Origin of the sequence: Chryseobacterium sp. JV558 (assembly GCF_033712365.1) — a bacterium.
Lineage (GTDB): Bacteria > Bacteroidota > Bacteroidia > Flavobacteriales > Weeksellaceae > Chryseobacterium.
In genome coordinates this window covers 829396-848327 of sequence record NZ_WJHU01000002.1, presented here as the reverse complement: position 1 = coordinate 848327, position 18932 = coordinate 829396, and the positions used below count along the sequence as shown (strand labels likewise).

The window sequence follows — 18932 nt, the reverse complement described above, 5'->3', positions numbered from 1 at the left end:
CATAGTTAAAACAAATTTTCACAGATGATTCTTGAATATGTCCTTCCATTCTTTAAGTTTTGGCTAAAGTCAATGAAACCTTTTTTATTTTAGTTCGGGCTAAAACCTATTGAATATTGAAATTCCTAACACGAATCCCGAAATCCTCAACCCGAAACTCATAATTCATCATTATAACATGCAGTACATTTAAAATTAACGCTTACTTAATTTTTTATTCACGAAAATGTGTTATTCTTGTTTAAACTTATTATTATATGAAAAAAATTATCTTATTCTCTGTATTTGCGGGACTTGCCCACGCTCAGGCTCCTGCAGGATACTACAATTCTGCCAACGGATTGAGTGGCGCAGCACTGAAAACGGAATTAAGCAGCATTATTACCAGCGGACATATGGACAAAGGTTACGGAGGTCTGTGGACTGCTTATAAAACTACTGATATTGATAAGGATTATGAAAATGACGGTTCTATCCTTGATATCTATTCTGAAAAACCTGTAGGTGCAGATCCTTATAAGTATACTCCTGGAACCAACCAGTGCGGAACTTATTCTACGGAAGGAAATTGCTATAACAGAGAACATATTGTTCCTCAAAGTCTTTTTAGCCAGGCTTCTCCAATGGTTGCTGATATTCACTTTATCAGAGCTACAGATGGAAAAGTAAACGGAATGAGAAGTAATTATCCTTTCGGAAAGGTAGGAAGTGCTTCGTTTACTTCACAGAATGGATCAAAGCTTGGAACGTCAGCTTCTTCAGGGTATGCAGGAACGGTTTTTGAGCCGATTGATGAGTTTAAAGGAGATGTGGCGCGTATGATTTTCTATTTTGTAACCCGTTATCAGAGTAAATTATCTACTTTTTCATCAGGAAATATGTTAGGAAATTCTACATTCCCGGGATTGCAGACATGGGAGCTGAATGTTCTTCTGGCATGGCATAATCAGGATCCTGTTTCCCAAGCTGAGATCAAAAGAAATAATGCATCTTATACTTTCCAAGGGAACAGAAATCCATTTATTGATAACCCGAATTACGTAAGTCTTATCTGGGGTTCTCAACAGCCTTCAGGTGATACTCAGGCACCTACTACAGCAACAGGACTTAATGTTTCAGGAAAAACTTCCAGCAGTATTTCTCTTGCCTGGAATGCTTCTACGGATAATGTAGGGGTAACGGCTTACAATGTTTATATGGACGGAAGTCTGAAAACTACGGTAAGCTCAACTTCAACAACTATTTCAGGACTTACTCCTTCTACTACGTACAGCTTTTATGTTGTAGCAAAAGATGCGGCTGGAAATTCGTCATCCAACAGTTCAACGGTTTCCGATACTACCAATTCAGGAGGTACTACTCCAGGAACCAATTGTGCCAATGAAACTTTTGAAACTATTCCTGCAGCTAGCTCTACTTATTCAAGCAAAACATGGAGCAACGGCGGTATTTCATGGACGGCAACGGATGCAAGAACAGATCAGACTATTAACAATAAAGCGATAACGGTAAGAAACGGTTCTTTAACATCAGGGAGTTCTGCGAATGGTATTGGTTCTTTAACAGTGACAACACAGCTTAAGTTTACGGGATCTAATGGTACGTTTGATGTAAAAGTAAACGGAACCAGTGTAGGAACTATTCCTTACGGAGCAACAACAGCCACCACTACCATCAATAATATCAACGTTTCCGGAAATGTAGTGGTAAGCCTTGTGAATAACTCAACGAGCAACAGAGTTGCCATTGATGACCTTTCCTGGACATGCTATTCTGGAGCTGCTGCAAGGATGGCACAAAGTACAGCCTTGGAAACCTCAGCTAAGAGTTTTAAAATCTCTCCAAATCCAATCACTAATCAGGAAATTTTTGTAAAAGGAGATCTTCAAAATGTAAAAAAAGCTGAAATTTATAATCTTCAGGGGAAAGTTCTTCAGACGATTGATCAGCCTTTCAGAAATGGAAATTCTATTAAAACAAGAAATCTTGGTCAGGGAATTTATATTTTGAAACTGGATCAGACTACGATGCAGTTTTTGGTAAAATAATTCAACTATCAACTTTATATAAAATGCCGGTCTCAAAAAGATCGGCATTTCTTATTTTTAATACTCCACAAATTTTGAATTGAGTAGATTTTTCAACTCAAAGACTTTATCTGACTGATTTACATTTTCAGAGAGTAAAAAGGAATCAGCAAGTTGATTTGACGAAGCGAATGTTATAGAGAGATTTTATCCAGATCCGGATATCCTGATCCTTTCAAAAGATCTTTCCATTCTTTATTTTTGAACACAAAAAGATTACAGCGGTATTCGTCCGGTCTGTTGTCTATTTTGGTTTCGCAGTAGTAATAGAGCATATCTTTGTTTCTCCAGATAGCCACTTCCTGTCTGAGTTTATTCTGAGTCTGGATGATCTCATTATCTTTAACTTCTGATTCAAAACCTTCATGTATGGTATCAAAACTCGGTTTCTGAAGTGTCTTATTTAAGTTATCCAGAAGGGCTGTTTTTTCCTGTTCAGTATAGATATCAAGCTGATACATTCCCAATTCGTCTTCTTTTTCATTGGCAAGAGGTCCAATTTCCTGATCTACTTTTCCGAAATGTAAAATTACTTTATTGGTATTTTTATTATTTTTTCCTTCCAGATCTATTCCATTGAAATGCAATAGTTCTTTTGATGAAAAAGCAAGTTTTTCATTTCCGATAAGGGTTACTTCACTGGTACGTACTGCTTCTTTGGCTGTTGCTCCGGCAGATTTTAAAATCTCATTAATGTTTTGTCCGGTTTTAATTTGAGCGAGATTAAATGGCTCCGTCTGAGTACTTCCCTTCGTTTCAAGCACCAATTCAGTATCTTTATTTTTCTGCTGGCTGCATGATATAAGCCCCAGGCAGATTACTGGTATTAATACATATTTCAAATTTTTCATAATGTTAGTGTTAGTACCTGGTTATAAGAATACAACAGAAAAAAAGCGATTCAAGTATTTGAAATCTGATTTTTATTTATCGTATTCTTGTTTTTTCATTTCCTTTTTTTTCTCTGGGTGCACTTTTTACTTCATATACTTATACCATGGAGATTCCTGTGGTGTTGGGTATTTCAATCCAAAAACAGCATTATTTCGATAGGCTTCTTTGGTCACAGAAATGTACTTATTTCTTATTTTCCCGTCATTTTCAACAGAGATACTTAATATGGAATAATTCTTCTCATCATCCCAGAAGAAAGAGGTTGGATAAGTAAAGGTGTTTTTCTCATTTTGACTCCAGGAAACTTTCTCTGGGGAAACTTTTTTAAGTTTTTCAAAAATCGGTTTTACAAATTTTGTATCTACAGCTGCTTTATCTGTAATGGCAGCGGTAGGGTTTCCATGTTTTTTCACTATTTTTTCTACAAACTCCAGAGAATATTTTTCAGCGGCATTGGTATCGATAGCTCCTACTTTCCCTTTGTATACTGTAATTCTTGTACCCATCGTATTGTCTAAGGGTATATTTCCGTAGATTACTCCTTTATTTTCATCAGCATAGTATTGAATGATATCTGCTTTTGCAGCATCTTTCATAAATAAATCTTTGTTTTCAAAGTCATACTTCTTTGCATCATCACCTAATGCAACTGATGAAAGGTCAAATGATTTATTTCCACAACAGATATTGATCAATACTACAAAAATCAATATCAGAATTCTTGCTTTTTTCATACTACTTTATATTTTGATGATTACTATAATTCGTTATTCTTTATTACACCTTTCTTTTTAAACTATTCTTTATGATTTCAAATATATGAATACTATACAGGAAATATTAATGAAAATAAGCAATAATGCAAGTTTGGACGAAAAAGCTATTCTTTTTTTCATAGGATATGATGTGGTGTAGGTAGAAATTAAGGAAGCAAAAAATGCGGCAAATCCTGTAAAAATACAGCCAGCAGCAAACATTACCCAATCCAGCTGAAGAGCATTTGTAGTATCCTTCCCTGCTTTATCTGTTATCTTTAGTTTCTGTCCCAAAGCGGGTGGAGAATCACTTGTAATGTCCAGTGTTTTTGTCACCTTTTCCCCATTGTTATCTGTATATTCTACTTTCGGAAAGAAAATTACTTTATCTCTGTAGGTAGAGGTTGAAAAGTTTTTAAACTTTGTAATTTCTTTTTTGTATCCCACTACAGTTGCTTCAAATTGAGGCTCATCAAAGGTTCTGTAAGCTTTTTCCCAGAAAAAATTGTATGAAAGTACAAATGCCATTGCATTTACAGAAATCATGATGATTGAAATGATAAAAAGAAGGAAGGCTTTCTCAAGAAGGCCTCCTTTTTTTCCTGACTGATCTCTGTTTGCAGCAAATTTGGTGAAGATTTTATATCCTATATACAGAGAAAATATAACAATAACTGCTGTAAAATATCCTAAAAAATTCATTTTCAATGATTAAATAATACTAAAGCCTTTTTCTTTTGTTTTCATATGAAGTTTCACTTCCATTTCTATATTGCTTTGTTTTTCAATATCGGGACTTTTGAACTGCAATGGCTGTGAGCCGTCTTTTCTCATGAGCCTTACCAATTTTCCATATCCCATTACCTCAAGCTGCAGATCTGATTCATGAAGTTCTTCCACTTCCAGGTTTTGAGAAAATAATTGGTCTGCACTTTCTAAAAATCTTTTTTTTCTTTCTTCTGTATAGTATAAAGCCTGTTCCTGCAGTTTCATTTTGTCCTGTGACATTTCCATGTATTTTCCGGCATTATGACTTTGCAGTACTGTTCTGATCTGCTTATAATATTTAAAAACATCGCTGAAAAGGTCTTCTTTTTTGATGTCTTTCAAGTCTACTGAGTTCTGCCATCCTTCCAGCACAAAGGGGAGCTCGACTTCTATTTCGCCTGCGATTTCAAAATGAGGATATTTGATATTGTCACTCAGTCCATCCCACGGAGATTCTATTTTGGGATGAAAAGCAGATCTTGAAGCCTTCCAGTTCTCAAGCTCTGCGCAGAAGAAATCGATGGACATCATATCATCTTCATCCAGAATATTTTTTCCTAAACGAGGATACATTTTCCCGGTCACTTTATATTTCCCGCTCTGAAGCAATGCCTGATTAATCATTGTATCACCTCCGAATCCTCCTTCTTTTGTTTCGTCTCCGTACCAGTCTATAACAGGAACATCATTTACGTAAATGGTTCCTGAGCAGTACAGTCTCGGATATACAGAATATAATGGTTTTTTTAAATTATGCATACGTCAATTTAAGTTAAATATTTTTTTTCCAGGTAGAAAGTTTCTTCTTTTATTGCTTTTTCTTCTACTTTAAAATTACTTTTCCACCAGCCAATTTCTCCTTCTATTTCTACTGAAAGAACTACTCCTGAAAATTTCAGGATCGGCTGTATGAATAATCCTTTGGAATCTGAATCCAGTACAATATCTCCTCCAAAGTAAGAATCGGCTTTTGCAGCGGCTTTAAATGTCATAATCGGTTTTGATTTGGTTCCTTTTACGGTCCCAATCTCGACACTTACACTGAGTTCAATGGTGGCTCCCATTTTTCCTCCAATGGTGGTTTTCCCCTGCATATTGATCCCATTGATACTGTCAATTTTCAGGGCATCTACCATTATTTCCAGTTCGCCATAGAAAGTTGCTGTAAAGGTTACCGAAGCACCTAATTTTTCTAATCCTCCACGGAATTTATTTATAATTCTCGCAGCGGCCGGGTTTCCTGTAGCTCCATAAGAGGCTGCCGCAATAGCAGCTCCCAGGATATCTATGACCACCTCAGCTCCGATCAGGGGTTTAAATCCAAAGCCTACTTCACCAATTACGCTGAGTGTATTTCTTTCATTCACTCTTTCCAGATACCATTTTCCTACGACTGTAAATTTTGGATATCTGACATTGAAACCTACTGGTATTGCTGTTTCTTTTGCTGCACTTTGCGCATAATTGATTGCATTTTGTACAATATTTACAGCGGTGGCAATCATTCTTGCTACCAGTTTAATTTTATCTGCAAATTCGTTGGTAAAGCTTCTCTTTTCTCTCCCAGCATCCCATTCAGCGGATAATCCTACTCCTATTGAAATCGGAACTTTTCCGGTTTCGTTCATTCTCATTCTGTTGTATCCTGCCTGTCTGGATTTTTCCTGGTGTTTTGCATAAACAGATCCGGGTGGCATATTGGCCGCTTTGTAATTGGAAACATTCACCAAAAACTCAAGAGCAAGTTCCCATTTAATATCGGGATAAGCTTTGATCAGTACTGTTGTTCTTTTTTCATTGCTGAAATATCTGCAGCTGTGAACATGTAAATGAAACTGATTCGGGTTGGTGGCTGAAGGCCAGATATATTCTATTGGAAAAGCACTGACTCTGGACAGGTTTGAATATACACCATAACTAAATGAAGGTGTGGTAAATGTTTTTACGGTATCTCCTTTATCTATTGCCTGACCTACGTCTACAAGCAAGGTTTGCTTTTTATGTTTTCCTTTACTGTCTCTGAAACATTCATTGGTTTGAAAACCTGTAATATCAATGACCAGATTTTTCTTTGTAGATACGCTTGGTGCCACCACTTCATAGCTTATCGTTTGGGCATCATGAGCGTTGAATACAAATGAGATATCTACTCTACGGTTGTTTTCATAGTCTTTCTCATTTTTGTATTTCACATTATCTCTACCTTTTTTATCATCTGTAGGATCTACTTCTCCTTTTCCTACCGAGATAATCCTTCTTGGATCCAGCCCTCCATCTGCAAAGAACTTTTTTACGACATCGGCTCTTCTTTGGGAAAGTCCTTTATTGTAATTCTGTTTTCCAATAACGCAGGCATAGCCACTGAGATTCATGGTGGCATCTTTATGCTCGAGAAGGAATTTGAGAACATTATTCAGTATAGCAACCCCATCTTTATCAATGACCGTAGAATCAAATTTATAAAAAATTGTTCGCTGAATCTGTTCCTGTAAAGCAGCAGATTTTATCAGTTTGACACCGTTTCCGTTGTCAAAGACTTTAACGGTCGTATTGCTCGCCTGGCCGTCCTTTGTTTCATTTTCAGTGATTTTGATGACTTCAAATTTACATGGTTCCAGTCTGACAGAGCTTACATCCGGCTTATATACTTTGGTTGGTGTCTGATTTTGGGCTCCGTTGGTATTGGTGGTAACTATTTTATTTTTTACATTCAGATAGATGGCATGAAGATCATCTCCCAGCTTATCTTTGATGTATTGTTTTGACGCTGTATCTTTTACTTTAACATAGAATTCTTCTACATTCTGGATGTTGTCTACATATGCCATCCAGGCAAATGTATTTTCTATTTTCAGATTGATTTCACCATCAATTACCTCTACACTGTTGTAGGTATGTACCAGTTTATCTTTTTTTGCTGATTGCTGGTTCCATAGTTCAATACTGACTGTATTTCCATTCAGACCTTCTGTCATCAGGTTCAGGTGTACAATATGTCCGTAGGAGATAAACTCGGTCTTTTTATTGTTTTTGATGCTTTTGCTGTTTTTTTGCGTAGACCACTTGCTGCTTACAATTAAGGGGTCACACCAGCCTTTCACATACAATCCTGTATTATTTTTAGTATCTCTTACTCCTGAAAGACTTGCTTCAATATAAAAATGATAGCTTCCGCAGTATTGTTTATCCATTAAAAATTTGTAACCGCCTGCGGAGGATACCTGATTGATAATAATTTTTCTGCTGTTGTTCTGCCTCATCCAGATAAGAGGTTTCTTTTTGTCTGCATCTGTAGTGCCCGGCAGCCAATCATCAACCCCAAATTGTACCCACTGATCCGGCTTTATGGTAACCCTTTGCCCTAATACCGACATTTTAGGGTAATAAAGCCCACTTACAACTTTTATTTTCTTTACGCCTTTTGCCATTTTTTTATCATTTAGATTGCACCATCCTGACCTCCTCCTGAAGGCTGCTCGTTATACATTTCTTCGGAATCCACCAACGGATTGATCTGCTGCTGGACGTCTTTATCTGCATTTTTAAAGTTCTGCTGGCTGGCTTCTGCTCTCTGTCCGTGGTCTATAATCTCAATACAAGGAGTTCCGGCAATAGCACATACGGCTTTGCTGTCTTCTACAATGATATATCCGCCATTGCTGAGCTGTACTTTATCATAGAACTTCTGCCATTCTGTAACCATGATCTTGCAGGGTGGAGGCGGAACTCCCATTTTGGTACAGTTTCCGAATGTATTTTTTTCAAATGTGGCTGCCCCTATTTCTTTCGTAGTAACGATCAGTTTTTTGGAAGCGCTTTTATCATTGGCATATTCTTTTTGGTGTGTAAGTACTTTAAGCTTGTCCGGAACCTGTCCGAACTGGCATTTGCACATGGCGCCCTGTACTACAATATGTTTTTCTGCCATATTAATTTTATCTTTAGTGAAATGGTAATTTAGTTTTCATCAATTCCTGAAACTGACACTGAAATCTTTTTCTCTTCCTGCAGCATAATACTGCATTCCAGATAAAGAGATTCCGGCAATGACGTTTCTCCTTTCATATAGCTTATTATTCTGAAAGTTCCTTCTTCATTCATCACAGGTTCGTCTTCTATAATCAATGAAAAAGGTGATCTTCTTATAAAGTCATCAATGTCTCTTTCTTCATATAATTTTCCTGATCCTTCTACAGTGATCAGGCCTGTTTCTCCTTTTAACGGATCTGTTTGTAATGCTATCTTGTATTTGGGTTCAATCGCATTATCTACTACCGGAAAAGTGGTCATTATTTCTGTTGTATAATCCGGTCCGAAACGTTGGTATATCCCAAAGAACAGAGCACGGATGAAATAATCATTTCTAAGGTAAAGATCTATTGCTTCAGGCTGACTGATTACTTTTTCAATCTTTCCACAGTATTCATCTACGGTTTCGCCATCAAATTCTTTATACAATTCTTCTTTTACAGTCGGCCATCTTTTGATAAATACCTCAGCATTTTCCACTGCTTCAAACTTCCCTTGTTCATCTGTACTGATCTGTAGAGGATATAAAATCTTAGAGGTTCTGTATGCCAGAAGATCTGCAATTTCATTGACTTCTTCTTCATTGAGGTAAAGGTTTGATGTCCTATCTATCTCAAAAAAATGGTGTCCTTTCTCCGTTTTCAGCCAGCGAACTGATGTTTCATATTTTAATTCGCTTTTATTTCCTCCTTTTTCAATGGTAATGACAACACTGTATTTCCGCACCGAAGTTTCTGGCTGGAAAACAAGACTGTTTCCTCTTCCGAATTTTACCAGACTGGTTTTATCTGCAACTGCCGTTCTGGGAACAAAAAGTTCTTTCTGCCCGTTAAGGTTGATCAGGATCATATCCTTAACAGCGCAATGATTATTGTGAAAGAGTTTCAATGCATCTTTATCCAACCCGTACAGCAAGGCTATACTTTTTAAAGTTTCATCTTTCTGAACGGTATGTATGTTATATTTCTGCATAAAAATGTCCCTGCTTCAATTTTTCTTTCTTTATATGATATTATGAATGAATAACCCTTTCTCTGTTCGGTCTCGGATCCATACCAATACCTTCTCTTCTTGCTGACCAGTGAAGGTATTCATGACGAAGTTTTCTTAAATCGTCCTGTTCCTTTACTTCTTTCTGGTAAGCTGCCTGACGGCCTTCCGGGATTTCGTTTCCTCCATAAGCATCACGCAGCGCTTTAAAATGTTTGAAAGAGTAAGGTTTACCATCCCCCATTACATAAGACCTGAGACGGTCTTTTATTCCTATTAAAAACGGATCATCCAAAATAGAATATTTATCGTCTGTCAGCTTTTTTACCGTTATAGGAAGGTTTTTATCTACAGCATATTCTGCCATAAAATGTAAAGGAATGTAACTGTATGTCTTCAGCAGATAGCGTGTTCCTCTTAGTGACAGGTAGAATCCGGGCGTAATAGTAAGCTGACCTTTGTCATACCATCCTTCGGTTTCAAGTTCTGTTTTTAATGCTTTTAATTTGGTACTGGTTGTCCATGAAGTTTCCACTTCTTCCCATGTTTCCTGTCCGTTTTCATAAGCTCCTCCTACGTCGCAGTGTACTCCGGGGAATGTTTTTTCAGTTCCGATATGTATACTTGTCAGGTCAAAGTTTTCCCTGTGTTCATCTTCTGCGGTAAAATGAATTATAGTTTGAGCAGCTCCTATTTCATTCAGGCTCAGTTCTTCTACGTCATTGCTGAAATTGGGTACTGGCGACAGGTATTTTGAATAGGAAGAAACGGTATCGTAAATCCCCAGAAATCTTACTTTCAAAACGTCTATCTTTATTCCGGCTTCTTCGAGTTTAAGGCCTAAATGTCCCCATTTTGGAAGCTCTTCTCCAGCAACACTTTTACCATCATCATCCGAATAGGTTGTCACTGAGACTGCTTCGTTTGAAATTGTACGTGAGGTGGCTTTATATTTTGCTCTTCCTATTTCATATACAAAATTACGGGCGGCGGCGGCTCCACGGCTAAATCCGAATACATCAAAAGTAAGAACCGCTATTTTATCGGCTTTCTTTTCTCCTTTAATGGTTTTTACCTTTTTTACAATTTCTTCACAGCCTTTTCTTACTTTCGATCTGATACCGGTTTCTCCGGTTCCGAAAGCATATCCCAGCGTAGCATCTCCTTCTTTGTCTTCTGTACCAATACCTTCTATATAAATGCCGAAGTTTTTATCATAGTTATCCCACATACGGGCTACATTACTCCAGTCATTGTTGTAGCTGGTATTGTCTGAAGATTTTCCACCATGTTTTTTATGAGCTTCTGTACCTTTTTTTCTTTCGTCTGTATTGGTCTTATTATTCAGGGTTCCGTCAAAAAAAATCCCAATGGTAATATCCAGTACTTCCTCTTTGGATACAGATGGTGTATAACTTCCAAATTGATTGTTGTGCATAGTTCTTGTTTTTAAATTGACTGATCGAATGCTATGATTCTATCTTTCGGGATACTCTGATTTTTGCTTTGGTAACAGCCAGTTTTTCTTTTTCAGATTCTAAGGAGACTAAAACTTTAGTATTGTCTTCATTCACTTTAATGGTAAGGTCAATGTTTTTGTCTTTTCCTAATTTTTGAAATAAATCAAATATTTCTTTATCATCAAAAGAGTCTATCCATACCGCATATCTGTTGTTGTTTTTATCTTTCCAGTAAAAACCGCAGAATCCAGGAACGGCTCTGCTTTTATAAGTATTCTCTTTTAAACTCTGATCAAAAAGATTTTCCTGTTCTCCGTTATAATTGGTAAAACCAAAATCTATCCATGTTGCTCCTTCCGGAAGAACTACTGAAGGTTTCCAATTGTATTTCTCTCTGTATATGGTATAGATGTCAGCTGCAGGATATCCTTCTTTTTCAATTTTCTCACGTACTTCCGGCTTGAATGTCTTATAAGATGGATCTTTCAGCATTCTGTCTGCAAAGCCTTCTTTCAGCATATACTGAGCATTATCGTATGCCTTTTCTTTGGTAATAATGGTATCATGAGCCTGAAAAGCTCCTATTTCTTTCTGGTTTCCCGCTCCTTTCATCCAAAGGACAACTTTTCCCTGTGGAGCTAATCCTACAACAAAGGAGTTGTAAGTAGATTTCTTTTTCGTATCCTGATCTACAAATCCTTCATCAAAAAGTTTTTTTATCTTTTCTTTATCCAGATTCCATTTTCCGGTATAGAATTTTTTCTCTACTAAAGAATACCATGTGAATTCCAGCTGATGAGGCGCATCCATCCTTTCGGTGGTGACGTTCATCGTTCCTCCTTCTTTTCCCCATCCTGTATTCTGTGTTCCCCAGATTGCATCAAAACCGTAAGTGAAATCATCAGCCACAATAGCTCCTTCATACACTTCCATCGGATATTCCTGTGGGGCAGAAACGGTTCCCAGCCAATTGTATTTTTCTTCCATTTTTTTATTCTGACAATTCGTTAATGAGAAACAGCATACTATAAAAAGAATCAGTATGTTATATTTACTTATGACCATGGGACATAATCTTCTTGTTACTCGCTAAAACCAGATTATCTCTGTGTGCTTCCACATTGATTTTCTTCGCTATTTTTTCCACCTTTTTCCCTACGCTCAGATGATATGAATCTTTAACTGTAATGCGCAGATTGGTTGCTGTCTTTATGATGGCCATATCAGAAAAGTTTAGATTTTTCAGCACTATTGAATTCTACGATCTTTCCACTCTGCATGGTCATATTTTCCAGTTCGCTGAACATAGAAATTTCACCTGCTATTTCGTTGGATGTTTCAGATTGTCTCTTGAATTCTTTTTCAATCATTTCGGTTCTGGTATCGGAAGTTTCTGTGATGTCTCCCGAAGCCGTAAGTTTCATATCTTTTCCTGCGATAGAAATAATATTATCGTTCGCCGTACTGGTAATACTTGCTCCCGCTCCTATCGAAATTTCTTTTCCAGCTGTGATATTGATATTATCACCTGCATTTAAAGTAAAATTTTTAGGCGCTTTCATGCTGATATTGCCCTGTCCGTCCATGAAATATGTATTTCCACTTGGATCAAGGATGGTTACACTTCCTTCTTCATCATTCATCAAAATCCTGATCCCGCTTCTGGTTTGAATTGACTTAAGGTGATTGTTTACTCCTCCTCCTAAAGCAATTCCTCCATGGAACATTCCTCCCATTACGAAAGGTCTGTCCGGATGACTGTGAACAAAATTAACCATCACCTGATCTCCTACTTCCGGAATGGCTACATAACCACGGTTTTGGGTAATCTGATCTGTTCCTCCTGCATCAGGACTCATCATACGGATAAAATGAGTAGTATCATTGGTCTGCCAGTCAAATCTCACCTGTATTCTTCCCTGTCCTTCGGGATCTGTATTGGAAATTACGGTGGCAGTCTGCGGTTCAGCTTTTGGAAGGGTATATTCAGGTTTTGGAAGAAATCCTGTGTCTGCCGCTATTCCTATGAAGCTTCCATTGTAATGACCTATGGTGTCAATTTCATGTTCTGCTTCTGTAATCATTATCCTTGTAAAATAGGAGGTTTCATTGGAATCCTGTTTACGCATCTGCACATCTGCTACACATCCCGGATGCAGGAAAGGCACTGTTGTATTTCCTGAAATGGAAAAAACATTGACAGCCTCACTTCCTGATGCACTTTTTTGAGAATACTCAACATCAAGGTGTGTGGTAGCTTTGATGGGAGCCATCTGTAAAGCCGGAGTTTTATAAATAGACTCGTTGTGGTTGTATGCTGTTTTCGCCAGATCGCCCACATGTTTGATGGGTGTTGAACCGGAAGTCAGTCTTTCGTTTTTATTGCTGTTGTAGCCATAGAATTGCGGCTTGGTATGTACAGCTTTCAATTCCACTTTTATATCATTGGCACTGCTTCCGTACGTAAGAGTTATGGGCTTGTTCTGAGCGGGAAGTTTTCCGAAGTGTAAGACTTCACCGTCATAGTAGAACTGTTCACCATAAGCTTCAGCCATTCTTGCCAGGTAGTTATAATGGGTTTCATCATACTGGCTGCTGTAGATGATCTGAGAAAAATTATTGGCATCTACCCTGATATCAAAACGGCTTTTGTCAATTCCCTGTTTGATCACTTCTTCTGCAATGATTCCTACATTCACAGACTGCGCACCTCCAAAGCTCTGGATATGTGGCGCTCCGTCAAGAAGAATGGTTGGGCTATATCCGGTAAGGACAATATTTCCTAAGCTCATTTGTTCCTGGCTGAATCCTACTCCGGTAATCACTCCTACAAAAGTTCTTTCCGGGCTGTTGTCTATATCTTTATAAGAAATAACAGCTGTAAGTCTTTTTCCAAGAAACTTATTGGCTTCTTCCAATGAATGGGTCTGCCTGTCTCCCAGGGTATCATGTGCCAGCGTAAGCGTAAATTCGTGATGTCGTCTGGTACTTTGTTTAAGCTTAAAATGCTTATAATACTTGATAATTTTCCCTTCTATAACAAGAGAAAGCTTTACCAAACGGTTGATACCTGTATGATGGTTTTCGGAAATACCATCTGCATTCTGCGTGGGACGAAAAGACGTCGCTTGTGATTTTCCAGGTGTATTTGACATATTTTTTAGTGATTTGATTAGTTTTCTAAACGATTATTCAATGGGACGGGAATTTAAAAACAAAAACAGAAGTTCCTACTGAATATAGTCTAAGGTAAAAAAAGACCGTCTTATTAAGGACAGTCTTTTATTTTTTACTCATGAAAGACCTAGCTCATTGGCCAAAGTCCGTCATAAGATGAGTTTCCATATGTAATGCTTTCAGCACTTACTACAAAGCTGATCAGCATATTGTTGCTGTCCACTGCATCAAAGTCTACTTCATGCTGGATAACATATCCATTTTCCCATTTCAAAGAGATCAATGTTCCTTCTTCGTGAGATTTATTAAAGTTTATTTCTCCGCTTGTAGGCTTATATTTGCTGTTCAGTAAACTTTCTAAAACATCAGATTTTTCTGTTGCTTCAATGGTTACTTTAATTAATGCGTTTGACGGATCAGATGCTACACGTCCTGAAATGTCTGTAGATCTTGATACGCTATAGTTAAGCTTTAATAACTTCTGACCTTCTCCTCCATTGAATTTTAAGATTCCTCTTGAATTTCCTGCCATATTCTTAAATTTTAATCATTAACAACTCTTCCCTGATATAGGATTTATATAACAAAGATAGACTTCATGTTCTAATTTAAAAAGTTTTTGGATAACAGTTTCATAAATTGTAGTAGTTCTACGACATTTATCAAAATTTCGAATTAAAAATCAATTTTAGAATTTTAAACTAAATTATTTTATTTTGCATTGAAAATTTCCTACAAAACCCTTCTAAACCCACTTACGACAGAAAACCAACATATACATTTTACTCAATATCAAGTCCTAGCATTCTTTTTTGTGAAATTAATAATGCTTATACCCGTAACCTATTACCATAATAATAAGGTTAATAATGACCATTCCCATTAAAATATTGCTGTATTTTCTTTTTTTATCAATAAAGCTCAGGCCAAGGGTAAAAAAAAACAATAATAAAGTATATACGGCAGGATACATTTGAAAAGCTTCAGAAAACTTCCCTTCAAATACGAGTACAATTGCTCTCTGAGCTCCGCATCCCAGACATTCTACCCCAAGGAATTTTTTACTGGGGCAGGTAAGCATGAAATCTTCAATATCCATTTCTGAGTTTTTATGAGTTTCCCATTACCTAAGAGGAAATTTTAGCTCTGGTATACTGATGGGGGAAAAAGCAGTCTTCCTTCATTTCAAAAGATCCCTGAATGGCAATATATGGATTTCTAAGAATCTCTCTTGCTACAAGGATAAGGTCTGCATCGCCTTTCTGAAGAATTTCCTCAGCCTGCTCCAGTTTGGTTATCAAGCCCACAGCTCCTGTCTTTACACCAGCTTCATTTCTCACCTGTGATGAAAAAGGAACCTGATAGCCATCGAAAACCGAAATTTTCGCCCCATGAATATTTCCTCCGCTGGATACATCAACAAGGTCCACAGCGTGTTCTTTTAAAATTTTCGCCAATTCTACACTGCTTTGAATATCCCAGCCGTTCTCTGCATATTCGGTCCCGGAAATTCTTACGAAAAGAGCTATATTTTCATTTAACTCTTCATTAACAGCATCTACTATCTCGATCAGAAATCTGATTCTGTTTTCAAAACTTCCTCCGTATTCGTCTGTTCTGATATTGGAAAGTGGTGATAGAAACTGATGAATCAGATATCCGTGTGCTCCGTGAATTTCAATACTATCAAAACCAGCTTTCACTGCTCGTCTGGCCGCTTTTCTAAAGTCCTGAACCAGTTCTTTTACCTCATCGGTACTCAATACGTGCGGAATTCTTTCTGTTGGGTGATATGGAATAGGACTTGGGGCAACGGTTTCCCAGCCTTCTTCAATAGAAATCTGCAGGTTATTCCATGTTGATCCTTTTCTTCCGGCATGAGCCAGCTGGATTCCTATTTTACTATCGGAATTTTTATGAACAAATTCTACAATTCTTTGTAATTTCCCTGCCTGTTCATCATTCCAGATTCCCATGCAGTGATTGGTGATTCTTCCTTCTGGTACTACTCCGGTAGCTTCCACAATCAGCAGACCTGTACCGCCTTGTGATCTGCTTCCGTAGTGTACAAAATGAAAGTCATTAGCTTCTCCGTTTTCACATGAATACATACACATGGGAGACATTACCCATCTGTTTTTTAACTCTACATTCCTGAATTTTATCGGTGTATATAACATTTTATTCTTTTAAAAAATTGAACTTCTTACGGAAGAATAAAATATTGCCTACCTCATTAAAAAGAACTAATTTTACCCCCCTTTTTTAGTCTACAATATATGAAAAAAGACATACAGATCAGTTACGAATATTTTAAAAATAGCAGTGAACTGAGTGATATCGAAAATAAATTATTTGAAAGAGCCAAAGAGGCTCGTGAGAATGCTTATGCACCTTATTCCCAGTTTCTGGTAGGATGCTCCGTATTATTGGAAAATGGAGAAATCTACTCCGGGAATAACCAGGAAAATGCTGCCTACCCATCAGGACTCTGTGCAGAAAGAACTACTCTTTTTTGGGTGGCCGCCAACTTTCCGAATGTGAAAATAAAAAAGATCTTCGTTGTAGGAGGTCCTAAAGAATTTCATGAAAAGAACCCACCAATTCCACCTTGTGGAGCATGCCGTCAGAGTCTGATAGAGTATGAAACCAAACAGCATGAGGATATAGACCTTTATTTCTCAAGCATGAACGAAGAGGTTGTAAAAGTGCGTGCGGTGAAGGACCTGCTGCCTTTTTATTTTGATTCTTCATTCTTATAATAAAGAATTTCCTACACCATGTCAAGGTTTAAAACCTTGACATGGTGTAATAACAACATTCTGCATATTTCAGCATAAAAAAAGCTGTCTCGTCATTTGAAACAGCCTTGTTTTTTTATTCTTCGTCTTCCGATTCTACATCCTCATCGTCTTCATACTGCTCAAGATAGTAGCTAAAGCTAAAGTCCTCTACTTCTTCTTCGGCATCTTCAAGAGTGGTCAGCAGATCTTCGAAAATCTCCAGCTGATCTACGGTCAGGTTTACGAATTCCAGGTGGAATGGCATTTCCATATCTCCGGTGATGGTATCAAAAAGTGCATCAAGATTATCGCCAAAATGTTCAGGAAGCTGAATTTTTTCCTTTAGCTGAGCGTAAAAATCTTCATAGTCACCTATGTCTGTAAAATCTATATATACTGTCTTCATATTGAACTAAATTTCCAATTTTTATTGATTAAAAAAGTTTTGCATTTTTTGCAGAAATCTGTTTCTTCATTGGTAGGATTTTTGCCTTCTGCATCTCTCATAAAACACATTTTTTCAGGGCAATGTGGCAGCCCTTGTGTATGCCCAAGCTCATGAATGGCTATTTTATAAAACTGTTCATCTGAATTTTCTTTACTCAGCCTGAACTTTGAAGCTACACAAGCCTTTCCTGGTCTATAGCCCAATCCCATGATTCCGAAGTCTTTTATCTTTCCTCTGGTGGCACTGATATCCTTTGAGGTCAAACCAATTGTAACAAAACCCTCTTTTGTTTCCTTATGTAAGAATTTAATGATTGAATCTGCTCTATACCGGTTTCTCTCTTTATAATATGTATTTTCCGGAAAGTCTATAGGATCCAGAACTTTTACATTCGGATATACATTTTTTATCCCTTCAGCTACTTTTGCTACAGTTTCCGGTTTAATATCTGTAAACGGCTGTATGAGTATGGTGACGGCTGGCTTTTCTACTTTTTCTTTTACTATATCTTTCTTTTCCGAGCATGAGTATGTCAGAAGCAACACAATTAAAAGGTAAAGAAATCTAATATTTTTCAAAATTAATATTTATAACTATCTAAATGCAAATTATACATTAGTCATTGCGAGGAGCTCTGCGACAAAGCAATCTCAGAAAACATCCATAATATTTTCAATATCATCTGTAAGGTCTTTCCAATCAGGATTTATATTATTAATTAAATCCAGTTTCTTTTGTCTTGAGCCTGCTTTTATTTGTTTTTCCCTAAATATAGCATCACCTATTTCCTGAAAGGATTCCCAATACACAAGTAAGTACAAATTATATCTTGAGGTAAAACTTTGAGAATAATATGATTCTTTATGCTGCTGAACACGTTTAGGCAGATTTGAAGTAACTCCTGTATAAAGAGTTGTATGATTCTTATTCGTCATGATATAAACACAACCTGCTTTCACCTGTGATTTTTTAAAGATTGCTTCGTCACTGCGTTCCTCGCAATGACTATCTGTTATCTGTAACTATTGTTTTTCAAAGCTTTTATAATGATTCTTGGTAAGGTATACTTCTCCATTCTGAGTGTAAATGATGCGATCAGCATTTCTTCCGCCACAATGATAGTTTACATCTGCTTCAAAGTATTTATCTCCATCCGGCAAACGTCCTTCTCTGTTTCCGAATTTATCACCGCCAATAGCTTTTCCGGGAAGTACATCACAGAGGTTTCCTTTGGAAGGGTTCCATCCCTGTTTTCTTGCTTCATTTTTAGTGATATAATAATCCGGCAGCTTATGATTCTGTTTCACATAGCTGATCACCGTCTTTTCTTCAGTCAGCTGGTCAATGGAAACCTGAGTAGATGAAGCATTGTACTGATTTTCCGAAGAAGTACTGCCATAATTTACAGTTTCCTTTTTTACCGGATCTGGCTGACTTTTTTTATCTGCAATAAAATTGTTGTAAATATACATTACAGACATTCCGAAAAGAAGCCCCAGGCATATAAAAAATACGGATCTTATTTTGCTGTTCATCATAAC

20 protein-coding genes are annotated in these 18932 nt (G+C 37.2%); 2 read left to right on the top strand and 18 right to left on the bottom strand.

Annotated features, from left to right (window positions below; all coding sequences use genetic code 11):
• Positions 1–257: 257 nt before the first annotated feature.
• A complete protein-coding gene (locus GFU89_RS09680; protein WP_318846932.1) occupies positions 258–2048 on the top strand; it encodes an endonuclease in 1791 nt (596 codons plus the stop codon).
• Positions 2049–2221: 173 nt separating this feature from the next.
• On the opposite strand, the gene GFU89_RS09675 is transcribed toward GFU89_RS09680, so the two are convergent.
• The 14 genes from GFU89_RS09675 to namA all read right to left on the bottom strand — a co-directional run bounded on the left by GFU89_RS09675 (position 2222) and on the right by namA (position 16340).
• The gene (locus GFU89_RS09675; protein WP_318846931.1) at positions 2222–2938 is read right to left on the bottom strand and encodes a hypothetical protein; all 717 of its coding nucleotides are present in this window, start codon (positions 2936–2938) and stop codon (positions 2222–2224) included.
• Between the two features lie 126 nt (positions 2939–3064).
• Positions 3065–3715 (bottom strand): hypothetical protein, encoded by a 651-nt coding sequence (locus GFU89_RS09670; protein WP_318846930.1) that lies wholly within the window; start codon positions 3713–3715, stop codon positions 3065–3067.
• Positions 3716–3784: 69 nt separating this feature from the next.
• Positions 3785–4438 carry a hypothetical protein gene (locus tag GFU89_RS09665; protein ID WP_318846929.1) on the bottom strand — a complete coding sequence of 218 codons (654 nt, stop codon included), beginning with the start codon at positions 4436–4438 and terminating at the stop codon, positions 3785–3787.
• A gap of 9 nt (positions 4439–4447) precedes the next feature.
• Positions 4448–5263: a hypothetical protein gene (locus GFU89_RS09660; protein WP_318846928.1), complete on the bottom strand. Its 816-nt coding sequence runs from the start codon at positions 5261–5263 to the stop codon at positions 4448–4450.
• A gap of 8 nt (positions 5264–5271) precedes the next feature.
• The gene (locus GFU89_RS09655) at positions 5272–7932 is read right to left on the bottom strand and encodes an OmpA family protein (protein ID WP_318846927.1); all 2661 of its coding nucleotides are present in this window, start codon (positions 7930–7932) and stop codon (positions 5272–5274) included.
• Positions 7933–7943: 11 nt separating this feature from the next.
• On the bottom strand, positions 7944–8432 hold the full coding sequence (locus tag GFU89_RS09650; protein ID WP_047387258.1) for a DUF4280 domain-containing protein: 489 nt from the start codon (positions 8430–8432) through the stop codon (positions 7944–7946).
• Between the two features lie 29 nt (positions 8433–8461).
• The gene (locus GFU89_RS09645) at positions 8462–9505 is read right to left on the bottom strand and encodes a hypothetical protein (protein WP_318846926.1); all 1044 of its coding nucleotides are present in this window, start codon (positions 9503–9505) and stop codon (positions 8462–8464) included.
• 40 nt (positions 9506–9545) lie between these two features.
• A complete protein-coding gene (locus GFU89_RS09640; protein WP_318846925.1) occupies positions 9546–10961 on the bottom strand; it encodes a DUF2235 domain-containing protein in 1416 nt (471 codons plus the stop codon).
• A 31-nt stretch (positions 10962–10992) separates the two neighbouring features.
• Positions 10993–11970 carry a DUF2931 family protein gene (locus GFU89_RS09635; protein WP_318846924.1) on the bottom strand — a complete coding sequence of 326 codons (978 nt, stop codon included), beginning with the start codon at positions 11968–11970 and terminating at the stop codon, positions 10993–10995.
• A 64-nt stretch (positions 11971–12034) separates the two neighbouring features.
• Complete coding sequence (locus GFU89_RS09630; RefSeq protein WP_156106421.1) at positions 12035–12205, bottom strand: hypothetical protein; 171 nt, start codon at positions 12203–12205, stop codon at positions 12035–12037.
• Between the two features lies 1 nt (position 12206).
• Positions 12207–14138, bottom strand: coding sequence for a type VI secretion system Vgr family protein (locus GFU89_RS09625; RefSeq protein ID WP_318846923.1), 1932 nt, complete (start codon positions 14136–14138; stop codon positions 12207–12209).
• A gap of 149 nt (positions 14139–14287) precedes the next feature.
• Entirely contained in the window at positions 14288–14692 is a 405-nt protein-coding gene (gene tssD, locus GFU89_RS09620; protein WP_142718533.1) for a type VI secretion system tube protein TssD, read from the bottom strand.
• A gap of 288 nt (positions 14693–14980) precedes the next feature.
• The gene (locus GFU89_RS09615; RefSeq protein WP_318846922.1) at positions 14981–15259 is read right to left on the bottom strand and encodes a DUF2752 domain-containing protein; all 279 of its coding nucleotides are present in this window, start codon (positions 15257–15259) and stop codon (positions 14981–14983) included.
• A gap of 28 nt (positions 15260–15287) precedes the next feature.
• Positions 15288–16340: an NADPH dehydrogenase NamA gene (gene namA / locus GFU89_RS09610; protein ID WP_318846921.1), complete on the bottom strand. Its 1053-nt coding sequence runs from the start codon at positions 16338–16340 to the stop codon at positions 15288–15290.
• A gap of 99 nt (positions 16341–16439) precedes the next feature.
• Between namA and GFU89_RS09605 the strand changes: the two genes are divergently transcribed.
• A complete protein-coding gene (locus GFU89_RS09605; RefSeq protein WP_318846920.1) occupies positions 16440–16922 on the top strand; it encodes a cytidine deaminase in 483 nt (160 codons plus the stop codon).
• A gap of 115 nt (positions 16923–17037) precedes the next feature.
• Here GFU89_RS09605 and GFU89_RS09600 read toward each other — a convergent pair whose 3' ends face one another.
• The 4 genes from GFU89_RS09600 to GFU89_RS09585 all read right to left on the bottom strand — a co-directional run bounded on the left by GFU89_RS09600 (position 17038) and on the right by GFU89_RS09585 (position 18926).
• The gene (locus GFU89_RS09600; RefSeq protein ID WP_318846919.1) at positions 17038–17349 is read right to left on the bottom strand and encodes a barstar family protein; all 312 of its coding nucleotides are present in this window, start codon (positions 17347–17349) and stop codon (positions 17038–17040) included.
• Complete coding sequence (locus GFU89_RS09595; RefSeq protein ID WP_318846918.1) at positions 17346–17969, bottom strand: Zn-dependent protease; 624 nt, start codon at positions 17967–17969, stop codon at positions 17346–17348. Before GFU89_RS09595 ends, GFU89_RS09600 begins: the two co-directional genes overlap by 4 nt.
• A gap of 72 nt (positions 17970–18041) precedes the next feature.
• Positions 18042–18350, bottom strand: coding sequence for a GIY-YIG nuclease family protein (locus GFU89_RS09590; RefSeq protein ID WP_318846917.1), 309 nt, complete (start codon positions 18348–18350; stop codon positions 18042–18044).
• 63 nt (positions 18351–18413) lie between these two features.
• Positions 18414–18926: a ribonuclease domain-containing protein gene (locus GFU89_RS09585; RefSeq protein ID WP_318847167.1), complete on the bottom strand. Its 513-nt coding sequence runs from the start codon at positions 18924–18926 to the stop codon at positions 18414–18416.
• Positions 18927–18932: the final 6 nt, after the last annotated feature.

Excerpts from the sequence above, each read along its gene's own strand:
- GFU89_RS09670 (WP_318846930.1), bottom strand. The coding sequence starts at position 3,715 with ATGAAAAAAGCAAGAATTCTGATATTGATTTTTGTAGTATTGATCAAT.
- tssD (WP_142718533.1), bottom strand. The coding sequence starts at position 14,692 with ATGGCAGGAAATTCAAGAGGAATCTTAAAATTCAATGGAGGAGAAGGT.
- GFU89_RS09665 (WP_318846929.1), bottom strand. The coding sequence starts at position 4,438 with ATGAATTTTTTAGGATATTTTACAGCAGTTATTGTTATATTTTCTCTG.
- GFU89_RS09585 (WP_318847167.1), bottom strand. The coding sequence starts at position 18,926 with ATGAACAGCAAAATAAGATCCGTATTTTTTATATGCCTGGGGCTTCTT.
- GFU89_RS09680 (WP_318846932.1), top strand. The coding sequence starts at position 258 with ATGAAAAAAATTATCTTATTCTCTGTATTTGCGGGACTTGCCCACGCT.
- GFU89_RS09660 (WP_318846928.1), bottom strand. The coding sequence starts at position 5,263 with ATGCATAATTTAAAAAAACCATTATATTCTGTATATCCGAGACTGTAC.
- GFU89_RS09655 (WP_318846927.1), bottom strand. The coding sequence starts at position 7,932 with ATGGCAAAAGGCGTAAAGAAAATAAAAGTTGTAAGTGGGCTTTATTAC.
- GFU89_RS09635 (WP_318846924.1), bottom strand. The coding sequence starts at position 11,970 with ATGGAAGAAAAATACAATTGGCTGGGAACCGTTTCTGCCCCACAGGAA.
- GFU89_RS09600 (WP_318846919.1), bottom strand. The coding sequence starts at position 17,349 with ATGAAGACAGTATATATAGATTTTACAGACATAGGTGACTATGAAGAT.
- GFU89_RS09625 (WP_318846923.1), bottom strand. The coding sequence starts at position 14,138 with ATGTCAAATACACCTGGAAAATCACAAGCGACGTCTTTTCGTCCCACG.
- GFU89_RS09605 (WP_318846920.1), top strand. The coding sequence starts at position 16,440 with ATGAAAAAAGACATACAGATCAGTTACGAATATTTTAAAAATAGCAGT.
- GFU89_RS09675 (WP_318846931.1), bottom strand. The coding sequence starts at position 2,938 with ATGAAAAATTTGAAATATGTATTAATACCAGTAATCTGCCTGGGGCTT.
- GFU89_RS09650 (WP_047387258.1), bottom strand. The coding sequence starts at position 8,432 with ATGGCAGAAAAACATATTGTAGTACAGGGCGCCATGTGCAAATGCCAG.
- GFU89_RS09630 (WP_156106421.1), bottom strand. The coding sequence starts at position 12,205 with ATGGCCATCATAAAGACAGCAACCAATCTGCGCATTACAGTTAAAGAT.
- GFU89_RS09615 (WP_318846922.1), bottom strand. The coding sequence starts at position 15,259 with ATGGATATTGAAGATTTCATGCTTACCTGCCCCAGTAAAAAATTCCTT.
- namA (WP_318846921.1), bottom strand. The coding sequence starts at position 16,340 with ATGTTATATACACCGATAAAATTCAGGAATGTAGAGTTAAAAAACAGA.
- GFU89_RS09640 (WP_318846925.1), bottom strand. The coding sequence starts at position 10,961 with ATGCACAACAATCAATTTGGAAGTTATACACCATCTGTATCCAAAGAG.
- GFU89_RS09645 (WP_318846926.1), bottom strand. The coding sequence starts at position 9,505 with ATGCAGAAATATAACATACATACCGTTCAGAAAGATGAAACTTTAAAA.